Consider the following 19,821-nt stretch of genomic DNA (forward strand, 5'->3'; position numbering starts at 1 on the left):
AGATATGATATAACTTTGACAGAAATAAGCATGTTGAGGATTTATATGTTTTTAAAAACGCTCTTTCGTCCAACCATTCCCGCCAAGCCAATGCCCCCAAAGAAATGGCTTGATACACAATTTAAAGCGAGTGGGTTAGATAAACGTTTTCCTCAACCCCTGCGCGACAAAACGCAAAAATCCGCAAAAATATTTTATAATCAACATTATTTTACTCATAATGATACCGATGCACCTTTTTCTCTACGTAGAGCATTAACCAAAATACCCGCAATCAACGTTTCCGGAGATAGAAATGGTGTGTTTCAAAATGGAATCTCATTTCCGCAAGCACCTGATTTTTTTGCACGCATTCCATTAACACATCCCGAACTTTTATCTCCTACAGAACGATTGTCTGCAGGGAAAAAAATTGTTTTTTCCAATAGCTCTGTTTTTGCTTCAGGCGGCTATCCTGCAATGAATGGAAGAAAGATGAAGAAAAACCCCTATGATGTAGGGATCTTTTCCCTTGCGGGTGCCACTTTTGAAAATCCTTATCTGCATTATTCGTTATTCATGCTGGATCCAATAAACTCTAAAATTGATAATCCAATGTTCGCCCATTTATTTAAAAATCTACCAACTGATTTTAAAGAGGCGCAAACATCCCTTGGCCCCCATGATTCAAACGAATTTCTTACTCGTATTCGAACTGGATTTCCATTTCTTGCACGTTCAGCTCCTAACAAATTTCATTCATCTTTTACTAAAAAAAATGCGGTACTTTTTATATCTGCTGCATATTTTCGACATCAGTTGGAAGATATTTCGATGCTGCTTACTGCAGTTAATGAAGCGGCTAAAGAAGCAGGAAAACCTGCTTTATTAAAAGCTACTGCAGTAGGGATGGGTTTTTTTGCGAAAGTGAATGGTCAATATGACATACAACATCTTCTTTATCCCTATTATCTTCGTGCATTTCAACAGTTGCTGCAGGAAAACTCTTATCCTTGGATTGCAAAAATTGAATTCCCCACTTTTAGTGAGCAGTTTCAAGAACAGTTTGCCTCCATTATGGATAAACCAATTGAACACATTGAAGTATATCAACAATATCGGGATGTCCTGGAGTTTACGGAAGAAGAAATTGAACACTATTTTGCTTGTGCAGTTAATCCTTCAGATGCGTTTGCCTATATAGGAAACGAGTGGGGATTTGGTAGTGTAGAAGCAATGATAGGGTTAAACTCATCATTGCGTATCGATCAAATACCACTAGCAAATCCCTTGCTGCTTGACTCTGACCATCATATTCCGGTCAAAATCAGCAGCACGTTTGACGCTGAGCTAGTAGACTTAAAATCCAAGAGCTTACAATTGTAATGCGCTTGTTGCTTCCAAGGCTCTGCTAATCGCGCTCAGAATTTGTGGTTCATGTTGAAAAAATCGTTCTAACATGTCTTTAGGCATATCAGCGTATACTGTTTTGCAAAGCGCAACAAATGTCTGCTCCGCATTGTTGATCAATAACCAGGTAAGAACATCTTTTTCAGTAAGTAAATCACTCATGCGCATTGATTTTGGCAGCTCAGGATTATAGTCATGCATGACATTAGGTACTAAACCGCCACTCATGAATTTTTCTCTGTATTTGGGACACGTAGAAGCAATAAACTGGCTGAATGGAATATGTTCCACAATGAGCTCTTCATTTTCATTATCATGTCCTTCACTTTCAATGCCTGTTTTATATTTTAACATCATGAGTGACGTTGATTTACCATAAAACTTATGTATCCATGCGTTCTGTGCTTGTGATTTATTTTTGTCCATAAAAACCATTAAATCTTTTAAAGAGGTACAAGCACCCCATCCAAAAGGATCTTTATTAAATCGTTGATACTCGCATACCGTGGAATGGCGAACATTTAGCAATTGAGTCTTTGGAACACGGGGAAGAATGCCGCCTTGTTGGTGAAAGATATCAGGAGCTCGTCCATCTACACGTACAAGTAAAGAAGTTTTTTGAAGTTTTATTATTTCATTTCCGATTACAGGGTCGCCCATCTCTAAAAAACGTCTACCAATGCTTGCCCCTTTATCAAAAAACTTACAAGAATAAAATTTTGCGAACATAATCCCCTCAAATTACTAAGCTAAAATTTAGATTGAAGGAGATTATATAAAAGAAATATTAAATAAATATTAAGCAGTATGATTAAATAAAAAATAAACTACTCTTTCTGTCCACTTGCTATGCTTCTTTATGCTGTATCCCTTGTGCATGTTGAATAAATAACCGCTTTATAGAGGTAAATCCATTACATAAACTTAAACCCAAACCACGCAGAGCAACAAGTGGTGTAAAAGAATTACTGAATAAACGTTTGAACCCTTCCATCAACATGATAATTTGCCATACCTCATGTTTACGCTCACGCTGATAAGCGCCTAATGCCTTTTTGGATAAAAGGGTATCTTGGGCTGCATCCAAATGCCGAATCCAGGAACTTACATCAGCCAGCCCAACATTTAAACCCAAACCTGCTAAAGGATGGATCGTATGTGCTGCATCGCCAAGAAGCAACCAGCGGTCGCCTGTATACTGTTTCACATGTCGCATCTGTAATGGAAACTGATGACGCGTGCTGATGACCTCTACCCGACCTAGCTTTTTAGCAAAAGCCTGTGTCAAGGACGCATTAAATTTTTCATCTGAAAGACTCATTAATTTTTTCGCATGCGTGGGATCGGTGGACCAAACTATGGAGCATTGATATGCATCGGCAAGCGGTAAAAATGCCAAAGGACCATCTGTATGAAAGACTTGATAAGCCGTTTGTTGATGCGGCTTTTCGATAGATACAGTAGCTACCAATGCATGCTGATCATAAGACCAGCTGGTTAGAGGCACTTTAAGTTTTTGCCGTGCTGGTGAATTGGCGCCATCGGCGATCATTAATAATTGTCCTTCCCAAGTCTGTTGAGTACTGCATACTTTAACTCCTGCTTCCTCACTAAATAGTTCCTCGACACAATTGTCAGGAAATAAATGAATGGACGATTGTGCGGAAACTTGCTGCAATAACGCTTCTTTTAAAATGGACTCTTCAACGATGCTTCCCAGATTCTGCGCGCCAACGTAACGAGAATCAAAATCAATATACGCTCCACTTGCTGCGTCCCAAACATACATACGACTGTAGGGAGAAAAACGTTTCTTGTCTAAATGCTGCCAGGCATTTAATTGCTGCAACAGTGTCTGTGACGCATGATTAATCGCATAAACTCGAGTATCGGAGCGTTTGCTATCAACTTTTAATGAACCCGCATCAATAACTGCTACAGAGTAACCACGCTGCGCCATAGCCAAGGCAGCGGCTAAACCTACAATACCGCCGCCAATGATTAATACATTAAATTGCAGACTCATTTCTTTTCCTTCATAACTGTTCTTGTAGCTTTGGCAAAGCAATTTCACAAACCAAATCAGGAATTACTCCCCCAAACCCTCGTGCATATCGTGCTAAAAGGTTCTTCAAAGCAGGAATATTATCAAGAGCCATCAATCCTAACCCACGGGCTACACCTAACCCTGGAAAACGGCTGGTAAACACTTGAATTAAACCATCTGTTAACCGGGTAATGATTTTTTGATCATGCGATCTTAATCGCACATAATGGTGCAACATCTCTGCATTAAGCCCTTGCTCAGCAATACATTGGGCTAAAGTAGCCACATCTCTAAGCCCCAGATTAAACCCTTGCCCTGCTACTGGATGCAATGTATGGGCGGCATTACCTACAAAAACTACTGGCCATTTGATTTGCATTGGCATTAAAACTTGTTGTAAAGGATAAGAAAAACGTTTGCCTACTTTAGCAAAACGACCCAAGCGATAACCAAAAGTCTGTTGTAACTCTTGTAAGAATGCAGCTTCGGTTAAAGACAACAAGTGTTCCGCCTCTTTGGGAGAAACAGCCCAAACCAAAGACATTCTGTTTTCTTGCATGGGTAAAAGTGCCAAAGGTCCACGTGCAGTAAAACGCTCATAAGCACGATGCTCGTGCGGCTTAAGCAAGCCCACATTAGCTACAATCGCGTGTTGACCATAAAGCTTAGTCTTTGCCGGTAACGAACAGAAACGACGTACTGCAGATTGCGCACCATCTGCGGCAACAATAAGACGTGCCGTAATATTTAGTTCTCCGGAATCCGTGAGAATTGTTGCCAAATGGTTCTCATAATCCAAAGAATGTAAGCTCGCTGGAGCAATAAGCCGGTCATGAGATAATAATTGATGCAAAGCTTGATTTATATGTTGCATTTCCGCAACGTAACCCAAAGGGGCATTTAACTCTCCTTGCAGGCGCGATATCCCAAAATGATGTTGATCAGAAACATGGATTGTGTTTATGGCCGTTGCATGATCCTTAAGGAGATCCCAAACTCCAAGCATATTTAAAATACGCCGACTTGCGGGTGAGAGCGCTAAGGAGCGGGCATCAAAATCAGATTTTATTTTATCACTAAATGGCTTGGCTTCTACCAACAAAGTACTATAGCCTAATTCTTGTAAAGCAAGCATTAAGGTTGCACCGGTTAGACCACCACCTATAATCAATATATCAATTTCTTTATTAATCACGCATTAATGCCTCAATCTCATGTACCTCCACAGGCAATGCCGCAGTTAATACTTCATGGCCTGTTTTTGTTACAACTACATCATCCTCAATACGCACACCAATACCACACCAGCGTTTATCTACTCCTGGAATATTCGAGCTAATGTATAACCCAGGTTCGACAGTTAAAACCATTCCAGGTTCTAAAGGGCGCCATTCGCCATTAATTTTATAAAGACCACAATCATGAACATCGAGTCCCAACCAATGTCCAGAATTGTGCATGTAGAACGGTTTATAAGCCTCTTTAGCAATTAGCTCTTCCACATCTCCTTGTAAAATGCCCAACTCCTTTAGCCCTTCGGTTAAAATACGTACCATAATTTGTTGCACTGCATTCCAAGGCAAACTGGGTTTAATTGCCGCGATTCCAGCTTTTTGTGCTTTGAGTACCAATTCATAGATATTCTTTTGTTCTGGGCTGAATTTACCATTGATGGGAAACGTTCTCGTAATATCTGCAGCATAATTTTCATACTCGCCTCCTGCATCAATAAGTACCAAACTGCCTCGATGTAAGGGTTTACTATTTTCTGTGTAATGTAGAACACAAGCATTTTCACCACAGCCTACAATAGGATCATAGGCTACACTGCGGCAACCATGGCGACTGAATTCATAAACAAGCTCCGCTTCCAGTTGATACTCATGTTCCAAATGTTTGCAGCGACGCATTGCATGCTCATGCGCTTTAACAGAAATACTTGCTGCTCGGCGCATTAATTCCAGTTCAGCGTCACTTTTAAATAAACGCATTTCACCGAGTATAGGCTCCAAATCACACAACTGGTCAGGAACTTTAACCCCCCGTCGTACTTGCTCCTTAAGCGTCACCAATGAGTGCATGATTGTTTTTTCGATTTCTGAGTTTCGCGCAAGAGCATAATAAATCGCAGATTTTCCATTTAATAATTTGGGTAATTCTTCAGCAATAGTGTCTATTGGAAAAGCCGCGTGCATGCCCAGTTCAGATAAAGCCCCATCTTGTCCTAGACGTTTTCCAGTCCATTGCTCTTCTGCGGGATTACGTGAACGATTAAATAAAATACTTTGGGGATTTGTTCCTGTGATGAGAACCAACAATGCATCAGGCTCATTATATCCAGTTAAATAATAAAAATGGCTATCCTGTCGAAAACGATAATGCGCATCACCATTACGTAATACTTCATGAGCAGCAGGAATAATGGCGATACTGTCATTGGGCAGTTTCTGCGCCAATTTGTTTCTTCTTGCTTGATATTCTTGTTGGGAAATCATAATAACATCCTTTTTAATGAGTTATTCCAGTATGACCGCCACGCTCTTTCTCATTCATTAATAAGTCACTGTGTAAGCGAAGCACGGCCATTCGTGCGTACTCGCTGACTTCCATTAACGCACGTTCATCTTCTTCATCCACATCCAATGTATCACAATCAAGTTCAGCAAATTCAATAAGATGCTGAAATGCATCTTGTGCTTCTTCTTCGTGAAACTGGTTGGCGCTAATGCCAGCCAGAGTCAGGGCTTGGGTAAAACCTTCACACCATTCACTAAAAGCTTGCGCTCGCACCAGCAAGGATTCCTCATCATCAGGCAGCATCATTTCAAATTCAAAATCCATCGTATTAATTTGTTGCTGGCTTATAGAAAAAACAGAAAACATGGCTAAAACAGCATTCCTGCTGGCTTCATCTTTTTTATTATTCAATAAAGCACGTAAATAGGCCTCGCCTTGACTGTCAGCACCGGCACACAGGTAGCCACACATCATTCCATGCAATAAACTGGCAGATATGTGCAACACCAAAACATCAATCGTTGCAGAAAATTCATCATAATTGGGCAAATGCAAATGTTCTCTTTCTTCAGACATATTCAACTCATTTATAGAAAATACCCAATGATAACCGATTTAACGCAAGCGTTCACCCTACTAATTGCTGCTTGCGAGCAAAATTGTTACTATTCATATAAGCTCTCTATGGAATTGCAAAGGTCTTATTATCATGACGCAGATGAAATCGTGTACTGTTAAACTACTAAATAAAACTTATGAAATTAAGTGCCCAGAAGGCGAAGAACCTAATTTACTGCTTGCCGTGCAGAAATTAAATAACCAAATAATGATTAATAAAAAGAAATCAAAGCATCTGGACAATTTCCAAACATTGTTACTTGCTGCACTTGATATCAGCCATGAATTAATATTATGCAAAAACAAACAAGCGCATCAGCAACATCAGGTGACACAATTTATTAACTCACTAGAAAATAAAATCAACAAAATGGTGGGTGGCAGTGAGATGGCGGAATGTATTCCAGACTTTGATTAATTTTACTGCAAATTACAAAAGTGCTTCTGCCTTCTATAAAGCAGGAAGATACTCTCTGAATAAGAGGAAACCAATTTTGATTAAAAGGACTTAAAATGAGACGCCAATGGTATATAGGGTTTGGGGTAGCTTTATTAATTATGCTCGCCCTATTCGCTATGTTTCATAGCATCAAATGGTTTATCGCTTTTCTTATTCCCATTATCATAATCTGGATCTATGATCTGATTCAGAAAGAACATACCATCCTGCGTAATTTCCCAGTCTTAGGCCATGTGCGCTATTTTCTAGAATTTCTTCGTCCTGAAATTCAACAATATTTTATTGCCACTGATGAAAGCGAACTCCCATTTAATCGTGAAACACGTTCGCTCATTTATGAACGTGCAAAAAATACTCGTGATACAGTTCCATTTGGTACGGAACGCGATATTTTAAGCGTGGGTTACACATGGGCTCTCCACTCTCTAGCTCCAAAACATCATTCAGAAGTGGAATCAAGAATCATGGTGGGAGGACCAGATTGTCTGCAACCGTATAATGCCTCGCGATTTAATATTTCCAGCATGAGCTTTGGCGCACTGTCTGGCAAAGCAATTATGGCTATGAATAAGGGGGCGCTCATTGGCGGTTTTTACCAAGCTACCGGCGAAGGGGGATTAAGCTCCTATCATTTGCAAGGCGGTGATCTGGTATTTCAATTCGGGACAGCCTATTTTGGTTGCCGCGATGCGCAAGGAAATTTTGATGAGAAAGAATTTGCCGTTGAAGCCAATCGTAAAGAAGTAAAAATGATAGAAATTAAGTTATCCCAAGGAGCCAAACCTTCTCATGGAGGCATATTACCTGCCGCCAAATTAACCGAAGAAATCGCTAAAGTAAGAAAAGTATCTATGGGTCATGATGTCATTTCCCCAATTGCTCATTCTGCTTTTACTACCCCAGTAGGGTTACTGCATTTCGTAAAAAAATTACGGGACTTATCGCATGGAAAACCCATAGGGTTTAAATTATGTTTAGGCCGTAGAGATGAATTTCTTGCCATTTGTAAGGCCATGTTGAAAACCAACATCTTACCTGATTTTATCACCGTTGATGGAGCAGAAGGGGGAACAGGCGCTGCGCCGGAGGAATATGTTAATTTTATCGGTACCCCTTTAGAAGCAGGTTTAGTCTTTGTGCATAATGCGCTAGTAGGAATTAATGTACGTGACAAAATACGTATTATCTGCAGTGGTAAAGTTGCAAATGGATTTGATTTACTTACCAATATCGCCATGGGCGCCGATATGTGCAATGCGGCCAGAGCCATGATGATGGCTGCAGGCTGTCTGCAGACCAAACAATGCAATGCAAATACTTGCCCTACAGGAGTGGCAACACAAAATAAACGATTACAATATGGCCTGGTTGTCGATCAGAAAAAACATCAAGTAGCCAATTTCCATAAAAACACCATGAAAAGCTTTTTGGAAATGGTGGGGTCTCTTGGTTTAGATAACCCCAGCGATTTGAAACCTAATCACATCATGAGACGAGTCAACGTACAAGAGGTTAAATCCTTTAATGAAATTTATGAATATCTTACACCGGGCCAACTATTAGGCTCTGATATTCCCAAGACTTATAAAGCTCATTGGGAAATGGCTGATCCTGAAAAATTTTAATTTTAGAGATCATAAAATAGCATAGATTATTACAATTCCAAGTTTGGTTTCTGAAGCTTACTTAACTCTATAAAGAAAAAAATTCTTGCAATCAAAATGAATTGCAATAGCTCTTTATATTATTTTTTAACAATATAAGCACTATTAGAACATTGAAGAACCTATTTTAGCCTATACTTTTTATACACGTAGTATATCGAATTAGGTGATAAGATGCGACATAAAGTAGCAAATCGCAGAAAAAACACGCATTTCAAAAGGGATTTTGATCAACTTAATGGATTATTTACTGAATTGGAAACATCGATTGAATCCTCTCTAAAGGAAGATGAAATGGAGGTATTTGAAGCTTTGGATACCCTAGAAGAAAACCTGGATGATTTAAGTTATCTCACAGAAAATGCAACACATGATGACCCGCTTAGGAATGGTAATTTCTTGGAAGCCGAGCTTCCAGACGCTCTTCGGATCCTTATTGCTGGATTTCGCCCGTTCAAAATCGATGATTTCAAAGCACATTGTCAAAACTTGATAAATATCCATGGCTTTTCAAAATTTCGCGAAGCATTTGATGCATTATTCCTTCATGATGAGCATTTAAACAAGCGTGAAATGAGGGCCATAAAACATATAAACCGATATCTAATGAATAGAATGATGGATACTTTTGCGTCCATCACCACTGAAGGCTCAAGAACTTACGCTCAAAGTATTTTGGAAGTACTGAATAAGCCTGATGAGTTTTTTCGAGAAAACGCGCTGGCAGCAGCTACAAAAGACAAGTTCCAAAAAGCAAAGAAACTGGCAATTAAAGCAATTGAGGCTGAAACTGCAAAACAAATAGCAGAAATAGAACGACAAGGGCTCCCTAAAGAGGAGATGGAGGAAGCAATTGAACACGTCAAAAAGAAATCATCAAAGCAAATAACTGCTATTGAACAAATGGAAACAATGCCTAAGGAACTGGCTATTAAGGCAATTGAGGCCGAAACGGCAAAAAAAATAGCAGAAATAGAAAAAAAAGAACTCTCCGAAGAGGATATAAAAAAAGAAATTGAACAAGTCCAAAAGGAATCTTCAGAGCAAATAGCTGCAATTGAGCAGATGAAACCTATACCTCTTGACTATTATGTTGAAGCAGAACGTCGCAAAATGCTCGTCGAAGCGCAGCGTGCGAGAGCGCTCTTTCAGAGCTATGATAAAGTGGCTGATTTTGTGCTCAACGACATTCTTGCAAAAAAAACAATGGATGAACGAACAGTTACCGTGGAGCGTTATCTTTTAATGGCTGAAAAACTGGTTGCTCGAAAAAACTTTGATGCCGCTTGTCAAATTTATGCCGCAGTGCAAAAAACCCCTGTCTATCGTTTGGCAAAAACAAAAGAGGGACTATCAACGCATACACGAGAAGTTCTAGAGGATCTTGATAAGTTATTTAATAAAGTAGTTGACCTAAGGGCGCGTTGTGAACAAGATGATGCATACCTTCCCCTGAATTTTACCGTGACTGATATTACCTTCAGTACGGATGAAAAAAACTCATTTGTTTTGGATAGTGAAGGAAAAATAGTCAAGGGCTGTAGCGGCCTAGCCGGTATGGATAAAACAATCGCAAATTGTCAGAAAGCAACTACCTCAACGTCTTATAACCCTGATTATATGCTGCTAGACGAAATAGACAGGAATCAAGCAGAACTGGCCTCAAAAACCCAAAAAGAAATTGACAAAGAGCACGATAAGATTTCACAGGAACTTGAACCCCGCGGTAATGCCCCCGAATCCAGCCCACTTCTTTCAAAGATGAAGTATAAAAAATTAATTCGTTTAGGGATCGTTGATCCACCCAAAAGAAGTGAACAGCACCATAAATTAGAAGAACTAATTCACACTTTAAAACATGGAATCCAAACTCAATTGACTCGTCTAAAAAACTTCCTTGTGAGGACCGACCCCCCAACAGTAAGCAGAACATCGTCCATTCTGGAGGAAATACAAGATGGAGTGACTTCGCTTTTTGATAAAGTTTCTTCTTTCTTTCACGATAAGCTTAGATCATTAACGCCTTCTTCGAAATTTAATAGAGAAGCGTTTTTTCAAATCAAAGAAAAATGGAGTTCTATAAACGAAGATAATGAAGATAGAGAAGATGAATATCTGTCACTATAGACATAAGACCAGTAGCATTCTCGACGTTAATCGAGATGGCCATGGTTATAATCAGCCCAGGAAGCATCCTGAAATCGGCGTTACGCAAGCCCAGCTTGAGCGAGGAGCAGTGTATTATCCATACATGTGCTCCTTCCACTTAATATTACACCCTATGCTCGGTTTTTGGTCGGGGCTTACTGGTTTTCCAGCAAGAATATTATCCAGGGCATTTTGTAAGTGGGAGCCAGTCACTGGTTTGTTATTCCCAGGTGTTGATTCATCCAAACAGCCACGATAGACACAAAACAAATCCTTATCAAAAACATAAAAATCGGGGGTACATGCTGCTTGATATGCTATTGCAACCTCTTGGGACTCATCGTATAAATAAGGAAATGGATAGTGAAATAGTTCCGCTTCAATTCGCATTTTTTCTGGGCCATCTGCAGGATATTTTTCTGCATCATTGGAACTGATCGCCACAAATTGAATTCCTTTTTTCTGATACATTTCAGCCAAATCTACGATTTTTGTTTGAATATGTTTCACATAGGGACAATGATTGCATAAAAACATAATCACCGTGGCAATGGGTGATTTAATCTGAGTGAGGGAAACCCATTGATCATTTCGAGTATCCACTAAAGTAAAGTCAGGCGCCTTGCTCCCCAGTGGAAGCATATTTGATGCAGTTGCTACCATCATAACCTCTTATGTTGGTTGTTCTAATAAAATACGGGAGAAGAATCTTTTAGTTGGCATAGTCAGGACATGGTAAACGATAAATTCTTGGGAATCAAACAGCCATTCTAGATTTTCATAGCGTTTGGCTCACTTAATCAAAAGTTTAATCGACTATTCTCAGTTTGCACTTCCCTGTTAGCCAAGATATTCGTTTCAGCTTGTAAGGTTGAAATATCCCTCCCAAAACTTCACCTAACACATTAAAGTGAAGAAGATACAGGGAAAACCAGCGCCATTCTTGACTTTGAGCGAGATGCCCATGGTATAATCAGCTTAACCCGATAGCAAGTGATTTTAGAACCAATGCTAACAGCATGGGAAGCATCCTGAAATCGGCGTTGTGCAAGCCCACCTTGAGTGGGAAGCCTGAACCGATTCATCCGCTACCCACTTGAACCTCAGGGTTCATAATCCATGTCTGTCGGGGCTATCTTATTAGTCATCCAAACAAAATTCTCAGCAAGTATTGCTTAGGCTTGGTTCCCACAAATCGTTTAACAAATGCACTGACATTAGAAAATTAATAACTCCTTTAATTAAGATCTGTTCTCCTTAATTCATTCAAATCCTATAAAGCAAAAAATACGTAGATTAATTCAGCTTTCTATAAGCTTGATATTCGATAATAAATAAGCAAATAAGTAATGTTAAAATTGAATTAAAAAGGAAGACTATGTTTTCAAGAATGATAAATAGATCCCGCACATCCTATCTACGCCGCCACTCCATGTTTTCTCGAAATTCTGCCTCTCCCGTCCCTAATTTCCAGGGCAAAGAGCTGCACTATGAACCTTTAGAAATAAGGAAGCGATTGTTAGATTCTATCATGCAAGAGCAAAGCCTAGGCTCAATGTTTAGTGCATGGTTCAACAAGCGACCGGTAAAAAGCAGTTTATTTGATTTTCGACAATATTTAACACCAGAGCAGGTTAAATTTGTAAACTTATTGGATGAGCATTGTTGCCAACTCATATTAGATGAGCACTTACCGATACTTGAGAAGTTTTATAAAGCGAAACAACAAGAGCACACGGTTCTTGGCAATCTATATCGCACAATCACTTTTGAAGAGATGCTCTGTCGTTTAATCAAAGCACGGTATGAGGCGGCGTATCAAGACGGCCGACTGCTTTATTATAGAGAGGAGCATCACGAGTTAATTGAGCCGCTGCACCATCTTTCTGATCGCGATAAACTATTAGCAGTGGGTACTTTAGAGGATAAAAGTAAATTATATGAACATTATTTAACCATGGAGGAAAGTGCATTATCGCACCTGGTTTCAGCCAATGGTTATTTTTTGCCAATTGAAAATGGAGTACGATACAGGAACAACGGGGTAGTTCCTCATTACCGTTCGGGAAGTGTTCTGCACGAATTGGAAAAAGCGCATTTGGGGCCAGTATTTATTAATTACGCAGTAGGTCCTGAGCTAAGAAATGGACAGAGTTTGCACTATGATGCATTAATGTGCCTGGAATATGCTGATGAACACCCAGGGCACCCGCATTATGACAGGCGAACCAAAGCGTTAAACCACCAGGGTTTTGTGGCTGTTGTCCAAGACCTCTATGGGGATGAATACCCGCAAGGGCCTAAACCAAAAGAAGCATGCCAGTTCATAAAATTTAAATTGCCGCAAGGGGAGTTTGGCTCTAAAGAGGCTTATTTCTACATTAATGCTTATAAAACCAGGCTAAGGCATACCCTGAAACAAACGCTTATGGCGAGTGCTCTCTTCATGCAGGAACCAGGCGTCATCAGACTAAAAGGCCTTGGTTTGGGTGCCTTCGGCATTAGTGTATTAGATAATGTATTAGAAACTTTATATCTTGAAGTCTTGGATGAATTGTTAAGCACTTTGCCGCTCAAAAAAATTAATAAAGTTGAATTAATTAATTTTCCTTCCTTAATGAAACGTTTTGATATGCATGCAGACGATTTAGATTACTTTATGAATTATGGGAAGGATATGAGTTACCCTGCAACGATAGCGCATCCCCGCATTACGGTGGTTCAGAAATTGACCCCTTGTTTAAGTGATACAGAGGGTGAATATCTGGCGACACAAATATGCGGTGACAGTATTAGCCGTCCTGGAAATGAAGGTGCGCTGGGGTTGCCGCCTCAGAGCAGTGATGAAGCATCCATGTACTATTCTTTAGCAGGAATACATGCTATGCGTGAACAAACAAAGATACCGAATGAAGAATTAGTGGGTAAAATTATTATTACTGATGGGGTACATTGCACAAAACTAGTTGATAAGACAGAACGTGAATTAAGCGCATCCCCAAACTCCTCTATAAACCCTCCCTCTATTTAACGGAGAGGAACATCTGAAATTATTTTGTTATTGCCGCCCCCACGACTTGTTCGCAGGGGCGAACGTAGAAATAATGGATAATGAAAAAGTGACGCTCCTTTGGCCAAAATAACCCAGCCTGGCTGAGAATTGCAAGTCAATCCCCTTATTAATACAAAATTCCTAGTCCCTTTATTAGATCACTAAATTGGCATTTATAACCCCCTAAAAGGTAAAAAATGCGTAGATTAATTCAACTCCCTATAAGCTTGATATTGGATAATAAATATACAAATTTGTTTCAAATCATCTTTAATAGGAGTACGTAGTATGCAATCTCGCTTATTTTTATCCGTTGCACAAAAGGTTCGGCGTAGAAATCCGAATGGATTTTTTAAAGTGGATCCTAATATAAGAATTAGAGGTTTTGAGGAGGTTTGGTGTAATGAGGTACAAGCTATTTTACAATGGCACAATATGGAGCACGGATTTCATCGGCAAAGTATTTCATATTCTTCCACTTCTGAATCAGTTCCTCTTACACCTGAATCTGGACAGACTGCGTATCGTGGATATCCCCTCCTCAACCTTTTTTTATATAGACAACCAACCGATGGAGGTTTATTTACCGTCCCCACTTCACTCACAAATAAAGTGAAACCTTATGAAGATATTTTTGATATGTCTAAGTATGCAAAAGAAAGAGGGCAGGAAGCTCTTAAACATTTAACCGGCCATACTGAATATAGATCATACACTGAAACAATACCAGTTGCGCTAGCCTTCGGATTGGCTAAAGGTCCTGAAAATGGGGCTATTGCTTTAGAACATTGGGCTAGAGAAGGAACGGCTTTAATAGCACCTGTGTACGGCCCTGCATCGGCAATAGATTTTGCTCAAGTGTATGGTCTATTGTATCAGCAAGAGATTGCAGGCCCAATGCTTCCTTTTGCACGACAAAAATGTACCACAATGTTTTACAAAAAAAATGGCTCTCTAAATCCAGAAGAAGGTTTTAATATAATTTCACCATTTAATTTAAGTATAAATCAATTTTTGCTAGCCAATGGTGATCCCGCTGCCGTAAAAATGATCCATCAATATGACCGAAAAGCGCTTAAAGCATCAATTGAGTTTAGTGAATTCTACAGAAAACTACTCGAGGGGCAAATACAGAATTTGAGCAAGGATGAATTGCGGGTTCTCCATGAGCGAGCGGACAATGCCTTTCAAAAAATGCTGAAATTGGAAGAACAGTTTAGAACATATATTGCTTCCAGCATACAAATGCAGCGAGAGCAAGGCAATCTTTTAATGGCGCAATTAGATATCCCTTCTGATATATGCCTTAATACGGCGCTCCGTTGGTACATGAGTGCAATATGTTATTCTAAAGGTAAATTTCTTACCTCTACAAACAACGAGTGTTTATTACAGGTTAATAAAAATGATTTTGTTTTAGAGTTGCCTCAACCATCCGGGGATAGAGTCACAAAAACATTCGGTAAAGAAAAAGCGCTTGCTATTTTACCTCATATAATGTTCCCTGCTTTTGATCTAATATCTGCAGAGGGTGACTTTGATATCAGGGAAGGTTTGCCTAAGCCTATAACTCAATTATTAACTACTTTATTTATTAACCAACTTATGGCTAAAAACGATCCACACGTAGGCCATCTCAGGTTTCAAGCTCCTCATGCATGTGAAGTAAGTAGCTTATGTGAAAAAGAAATGAATAATTTAGAATTCAGCAGTAGAGGATATTACCCTTATGAATAAGTCGATTTTAACACAGATACTTAATGAGAAAGCAAATCCAGGTACTATTTGTAGGCTAAAAAGCTCCTTTGAGTGCCCGGAGAAAGCACAACATTATATGGATGGTGCGAATGCCGTCCCAGGAGTAATTGGGCATTTACAACCAGAGTTAATAAAAGGTCAGCTGAAATATAATGTACATTTAATGTTGTACCATCAATTCGATAAAAAGCAATTTAAGGGCTTTATAGAGGAGTTTGAGAGTGTGGAGATAATACCAACAGCGATTTCTACGACAGTTTCTAAGGAAAAGTCATAAGCTGATTTTTTGAGAATAGAGTTCTCGTTTGGATAATTGAGCATTTCTCAGGAGAGGGACCTTCTAAAACTCCCGGTTAATGCTGCCAATGCGTTACGTTCTTCTTAAGCGCAAATAATTTACTAAGGTATCAGCATTTCTCCATATTCGTCTTAAGAGGGAACATCTCAAATTAGCCGTCGCCGTTGCGTTTGCCTTCGCATTGGCTAAGGTCTTAAGAACAGAGTACCAAAAAAACGATCACGATCATATCCAGGATCTATTGTCATTAAAACACTACACCCTGTTTCCTCTTTCTTTAAAGAAGAACAACTCCTCTAAATTAACTGTGAAGAGTTCCGCTCCTCATCTTATGGATTATCTATTTATTAGTTGCTCTTTCAATAAAAGATATTCATCTCGAACTTTGGCCGCTGCTTCGAACTCCATGTTTTTTGCATGCAAATACATTTGTTTTTCCAGAGTATTGATGTGTTTCACTAATTCCTGTGTTGACCAATGTATGTATTCCGGGCTTGGTTCGGCAACTGCAGCGTTACGCTTTCCTTGATAAGCCCCTTCCATGATATCAGTTATGGACTTACTAATCCCTTTAGGTATGATTCCATGCGCCTCGTTAAATGCTTTTTGCTTCTCTCGTCTTCGGTCAGTCTCATCCAAAGCTCTTTGCATGGAACCAGTAATCTTATCCGCATAGAGAATGGCACGTCCTTTCATGTTACGTGCTGCACGTCCTATGGTTTGGATCAAAGAACGATCGGAACGTAAAAAACCCTCTTTATCTGCATCAAGAATAGCAACTAAAGCGACTTCGGGCATATCCAAACCTTCGCGTAACAAATTGATTCCCACCAAAACATCAAATACCCCCAAACGCAAGTCACGAATAATTTCAACTCGTTCTACAGTATCGATATCTGAATGCAAATAACGTACTTTAATGCCATGTTCATTCAAATAGTCGGTTAAATCTTCTGCCATTCGTTTTGTTAAAGTGGTCACTAAAACTCGTCCATTTTGTTGGATTACATAACGAATTTCTGACATTAAATCATCAACCTGAGTACGTACAGGACGAATTTCCACTTCTGGATCGACAAGACCTGTGGGACGCACCACCTGTTCGGCTACATTATCAGAATGCTCTTGTTCGTAAGGACCTGGGGTTGCTGAAATGTAAATCGTTTGTGGTGAACGCTCTTCAAACTCTTCAAACCGTAATGGTCGGTTATCCAGAGCCGAAGGAAGCCGAAAGCCATATTGAACCAATGTTTCCTTGCGGGAGCGGTCCCCTCGGTACATCCCGCCAATTTGTGGGACAGTAACATGGGATTCATCAATAATCAGCAATGCTTCATTTGGCAAATAGTCAAATAAAGTTGGTGGAGGCTCGCCCGCCTCACGCGCTGATAAATAACGGGAATAGTTCTCAATACCGGAGCAATAACCCAACTCCAACATCATTTCCATATCAAAAACAGTGCGTTGCTCTAAACGCTGTGCCTCGACTAATTTATTTTGCTCTTTAAACTCAGCCAGACGCTCTTGCAACTCTTCTTTGACCCAATCCACGGTTTGCAAAATACGATCACGCGGCGTCACGTAATGTGTTTTAGGGAAAATAGTGATCCGCGGCACACGGTGCAGAATTTCCCCAGTAAGCGGGTCAAATTGGGCGATGTTTTCCACCTCATCATCAAATAATTCAATGCGTATCGCATCCCGTTCTGAATCAGCAGGAAAAATATCAATAATATCTCCATGCACTCGAAACTGGCCGCGCTCCAGGGATAAGTTACTTCGAGTGTACTGCATTTCCGCAAGTCGTCTTAAAATTTTACGCTGATCAGATTGTTCTCCACGGGAAAGATGTAATACCATACGTAAATAGGAATCAGGATCACCCAAACCATAAATTGCAGAAACTGTTGCGACAATAATCGCATCTTTACGTTCAATTAAGGCTTTGGTTGCAGACAAACGCATCTGTTCTATGTGCTCATTGATGGATGAATCTTTTTCAATAAAGGTATCCGAAGCAGGCACATAAGCTTCTGGCTGATAATAATCATAGTAGGAAACGAAGTATTCCACCGCATTGTCGGGGAAATATGCTTTAAATTCGCCATAAAGTTGGGCAGCAAGCGTTTTGTTGGGAGCCATAATCAAAGCGGGACGGCGCATGGCTTGAATAACATGTGCTATAGTAAAAGTCTTGCCCGAACCAGTAACCCCTAAAAGGGTTTGTTTGGATAAACCTGATTTCAAGCCGTCAATTAATGAGGCTATGGCAGTCGGCTGGTCGCCAGCAGGCTTATAATCGGCATATAGTTTAAATAAATCTTTCATATCTTATTAGTATATCTCACAGGAGCAACAAATGGATATCGCATTAGCAAAACGCGTGCAAAAAGTTAAGCCTTCACCTACTTTGGCTGTAGCAGCAAAGGCTACCCAAATGCGTGCTCAAGGGCATGATGTCATTAATCTGGGTACTGGTGAACCCGATTTTGACACACCCAATTACATTAAAGAAGCGGCTATCGCTGCCATTAATCAAGGCCATACCAAGTACACTGCTGTTGATGGCATACCTGAGCTTAAAGAAGCCGTTAAAAATAAATTCAAAAAAGATAATGGTCTTGATTATCAAGCCAATCAAATTTTAGTTTCAGTTGGCGGCAAACAAAGCTGTTACAATCTCTGCCAAGCCTTGCTTAATCCAGGTGATGAAGTGATTATTCCTGCGCCATACTGGGTTTCTTACCCCGATATGGTCTTATTGGCTGATGCAACACCTATTATTATTTCTACAACTCCAGCACAACGTTATAAAATCAATGCCCAACAACTGGAAGACGCCATCACCCCCAAAACGCGCATGATCTTTATAAATAGCCCATCCAATCCATCAGGAGTAGCTTACACCCTGGATGAATTAAAAGCTCTGGCTGAGGTCTTAAAAAAACATCCGCAGATTATTATTGCTACTGATGATATGTACGAACATATTCTCTGGAGCCAACCTTTTGCTAATATTCTTAACGCATGTCCTGAATTATATGACCGAACCATTGTCTTAAACGGGGTTTCCAAAGCTTATGCCATGACTGGGTGGCGCATTGGTTATGCAGCAGGCCCCGCTCCATTAATGAATGCAATGAAAACCATTCAGTCCCAATCGACCTCAAATCCTTGTTCCATCGCCCAAAGAGCAGCTGTAGCAGCACTAACTGGCGGCAATGAAAGTGTCATAGAGATGGTAAAAGCCTTTCGCCAAAGACATGACTTTGTGGCCTCCCGATTGCAAGAAATCTCTGGAGTAGAAGTTATTCCAGCGGATGGTACTTTTTATATTTTCCCCAGTGTCCAAGCAATCATAGAAAAACGTGACTATGCCAATGACCTTGAGTTTTCTGAAAAACTGTTAGTTGAAGAAGGGGTTGCCTTAGTCCCTGGCTCTGCATTTGGCAATGAAGGCTGCATCCGTTTATCCTTTGCAACCGGCATGGAAACCTTACAAGATGCCCTGAACCGCCTGCAACGTTTTTGCAGTTAAAAAGAACAAGGACACCTTCTCTTTTTTAGGAGAGAAGGTGTCCATTAAGACCAATGAAAGAATATATTCATCCCTAAATAAACCAGATTTTAAAAAATTATTATTAAATCTACTTGACCCTCAATCAGAATCGTTTTAAGATTCCGACCCTATTCCCCGGTAGCTCAGTCGGTAGAGCGGATGACTGTTAATCATTAGGTCACAAGTTCGAGTCTTGTCCGGGGAGCCAAATCCAGTCTGGGTTTTGGTGTCCTAGCTCGATAATCAAAAACGGGTCTTTCCCAATTACGGGGGCACTCACCAGTTAACAACACAGCACCCTAACACGGGTT

At 40.0% G+C, this 19,821-nt stretch carries 15 protein-coding genes, 1 tRNA gene and 1 other RNA gene; 10 read left to right on the forward strand and 7 right to left on the reverse strand.

Annotated elements, in window-relative coordinates:
* The first annotated feature begins 45 nt into the window (after positions 1-45).
* Entirely contained in the window at positions 46-1,365 is a 1,320-nt protein-coding gene (locus A8O27_RS04305; protein ID WP_058460799.1) for a hypothetical protein, read from the forward strand.
* Here A8O27_RS04305 and A8O27_RS04310 read toward each other — a convergent pair.
* From A8O27_RS04310 to A8O27_RS04330, 5 genes are all read right to left on the reverse strand, one after another.
* Positions 1,354-2,118: a hypothetical protein gene (locus tag A8O27_RS04310; protein ID WP_058460798.1), complete on the reverse strand. Its 765-nt coding sequence runs from the start codon at positions 2,116-2,118 to the stop codon at positions 1,354-1,356. The genes A8O27_RS04305 and A8O27_RS04310 overlap by 12 nt on opposite strands.
* Positions 2,119-2,236: 118 nt before the next feature.
* The gene (locus A8O27_RS04315) at positions 2,237-3,415 is read right to left on the reverse strand and encodes a UbiH/UbiF/VisC/COQ6 family ubiquinone biosynthesis hydroxylase (protein WP_058460797.1); all 1,179 of its coding nucleotides are present in this window, start codon (positions 3,413-3,415) and stop codon (positions 2,237-2,239) included.
* 10 nt (positions 3,416-3,425) lie between these two features.
* Complete coding sequence (ubiH, locus tag A8O27_RS04320; protein ID WP_058460796.1) at positions 3,426-4,631, reverse strand: 2-octaprenyl-6-methoxyphenyl hydroxylase; 1,206 nt, start codon at positions 4,629-4,631, stop codon at positions 3,426-3,428.
* Positions 4,624-5,931, reverse strand: coding sequence for a Xaa-Pro aminopeptidase (gene pepP / locus A8O27_RS04325; RefSeq protein ID WP_058460795.1), 1,308 nt, complete (start codon positions 5,929-5,931; stop codon positions 4,624-4,626). Before pepP ends, ubiH begins: the two co-directional genes overlap by 8 nt.
* A gap of 13 nt (positions 5,932-5,944) precedes the next feature.
* Positions 5,945-6,529 (reverse strand): UPF0149 family protein, encoded by a 585-nt coding sequence (locus A8O27_RS04330; RefSeq protein WP_058460794.1) that lies wholly within the window; start codon positions 6,527-6,529, stop codon positions 5,945-5,947.
* Between the two features lie 133 nt (positions 6,530-6,662).
* On the opposite strand from A8O27_RS04330, the gene A8O27_RS04335 reads away from it, so the two are divergent.
* The 3 genes from A8O27_RS04335 (at position 6,663) to A8O27_RS04345 (ending at position 10,822) form a co-directional block, all read left to right on the forward strand.
* Positions 6,663-6,989 carry a cell division protein ZapA gene (locus A8O27_RS04335; RefSeq protein ID WP_058460793.1) on the forward strand — a complete coding sequence of 109 codons (327 nt, stop codon included), beginning with the start codon at positions 6,663-6,665 and terminating at the stop codon, positions 6,987-6,989.
* Positions 6,990-7,084: 95 nt separating this feature from the next.
* Positions 7,085-8,656, forward strand: coding sequence for an FMN-binding glutamate synthase family protein (locus tag A8O27_RS04340; protein WP_058460792.1), 1,572 nt, complete (start codon positions 7,085-7,087; stop codon positions 8,654-8,656).
* A gap of 213 nt (positions 8,657-8,869) precedes the next feature.
* The gene (locus A8O27_RS04345; protein ID WP_058460791.1) at positions 8,870-10,822 is read left to right on the forward strand and encodes a RasGEF domain-containing protein; all 1,953 of its coding nucleotides are present in this window, start codon (positions 8,870-8,872) and stop codon (positions 10,820-10,822) included.
* A 114-nt stretch (positions 10,823-10,936) separates the two neighbouring features.
* Here the strand turns inward: A8O27_RS04345 and A8O27_RS04350 are convergent, their stop codons facing one another.
* Positions 10,937-11,506 (reverse strand): thioredoxin family protein, encoded by a 570-nt coding sequence (locus A8O27_RS04350; protein ID WP_058460790.1) that lies wholly within the window; start codon positions 11,504-11,506, stop codon positions 10,937-10,939.
* A gap of 314 nt (positions 11,507-11,820) precedes the next feature.
* On the opposite strand from A8O27_RS04350, the gene ssrS reads away from it, so the two are divergent.
* The 4 genes from ssrS to A8O27_RS04370 all read left to right on the forward strand — a co-directional run bounded on the left by ssrS (position 11,821) and on the right by A8O27_RS04370 (position 15,930).
* Positions 11,821-11,981: non-coding RNA, 6S RNA (gene ssrS / locus A8O27_RS04355), on the forward strand.
* 240 nt (positions 11,982-12,221) lie between these two features.
* The gene (locus A8O27_RS04360) at positions 12,222-13,874 is read left to right on the forward strand and encodes a hypothetical protein (RefSeq protein WP_058460789.1); all 1,653 of its coding nucleotides are present in this window, start codon (positions 12,222-12,224) and stop codon (positions 13,872-13,874) included.
* A gap of 309 nt (positions 13,875-14,183) precedes the next feature.
* Positions 14,184-15,632 carry a hypothetical protein gene (locus A8O27_RS04365; RefSeq protein ID WP_058460788.1) on the forward strand — a complete coding sequence of 483 codons (1,449 nt, stop codon included), beginning with the start codon at positions 14,184-14,186 and terminating at the stop codon, positions 15,630-15,632.
* On the forward strand, positions 15,625-15,930 hold the full coding sequence (locus A8O27_RS04370; RefSeq protein WP_058460787.1) for a hypothetical protein: 306 nt from the start codon (positions 15,625-15,627) through the stop codon (positions 15,928-15,930). Before A8O27_RS04365 ends, A8O27_RS04370 begins: the two co-directional genes overlap by 8 nt.
* A gap of 357 nt (positions 15,931-16,287) precedes the next feature.
* On the opposite strand, the gene uvrB is transcribed toward A8O27_RS04370, so the two are convergent.
* On the reverse strand, positions 16,288-18,279 hold the full coding sequence (gene uvrB, locus A8O27_RS04375) for an excinuclease ABC subunit UvrB (RefSeq protein ID WP_058460786.1): 1,992 nt from the start codon (positions 18,277-18,279) through the stop codon (positions 16,288-16,290).
* A gap of 31 nt (positions 18,280-18,310) precedes the next feature.
* Between uvrB and A8O27_RS04380 the strand changes: the two genes are divergently transcribed.
* Both A8O27_RS04380 and A8O27_RS04385 read left to right on the forward strand, forming a co-directional pair.
* On the forward strand, positions 18,311-19,489 hold the full coding sequence (locus A8O27_RS04380) for a pyridoxal phosphate-dependent aminotransferase (protein ID WP_058460785.1): 1,179 nt from the start codon (positions 18,311-18,313) through the stop codon (positions 19,487-19,489).
* Between the two features lie 153 nt (positions 19,490-19,642).
* A tRNA-Asn gene (locus tag A8O27_RS04385) sits at positions 19,643-19,718 on the forward strand.
* Positions 19,719-19,821: the final 103 nt, after the last annotated feature.

The organism is Legionella bozemanae (assembly GCF_001648595.1).
GTDB classification, from domain to species: Bacteria; Pseudomonadota; Gammaproteobacteria; order Legionellales; family Legionellaceae; genus Legionella; species Legionella bozemanae.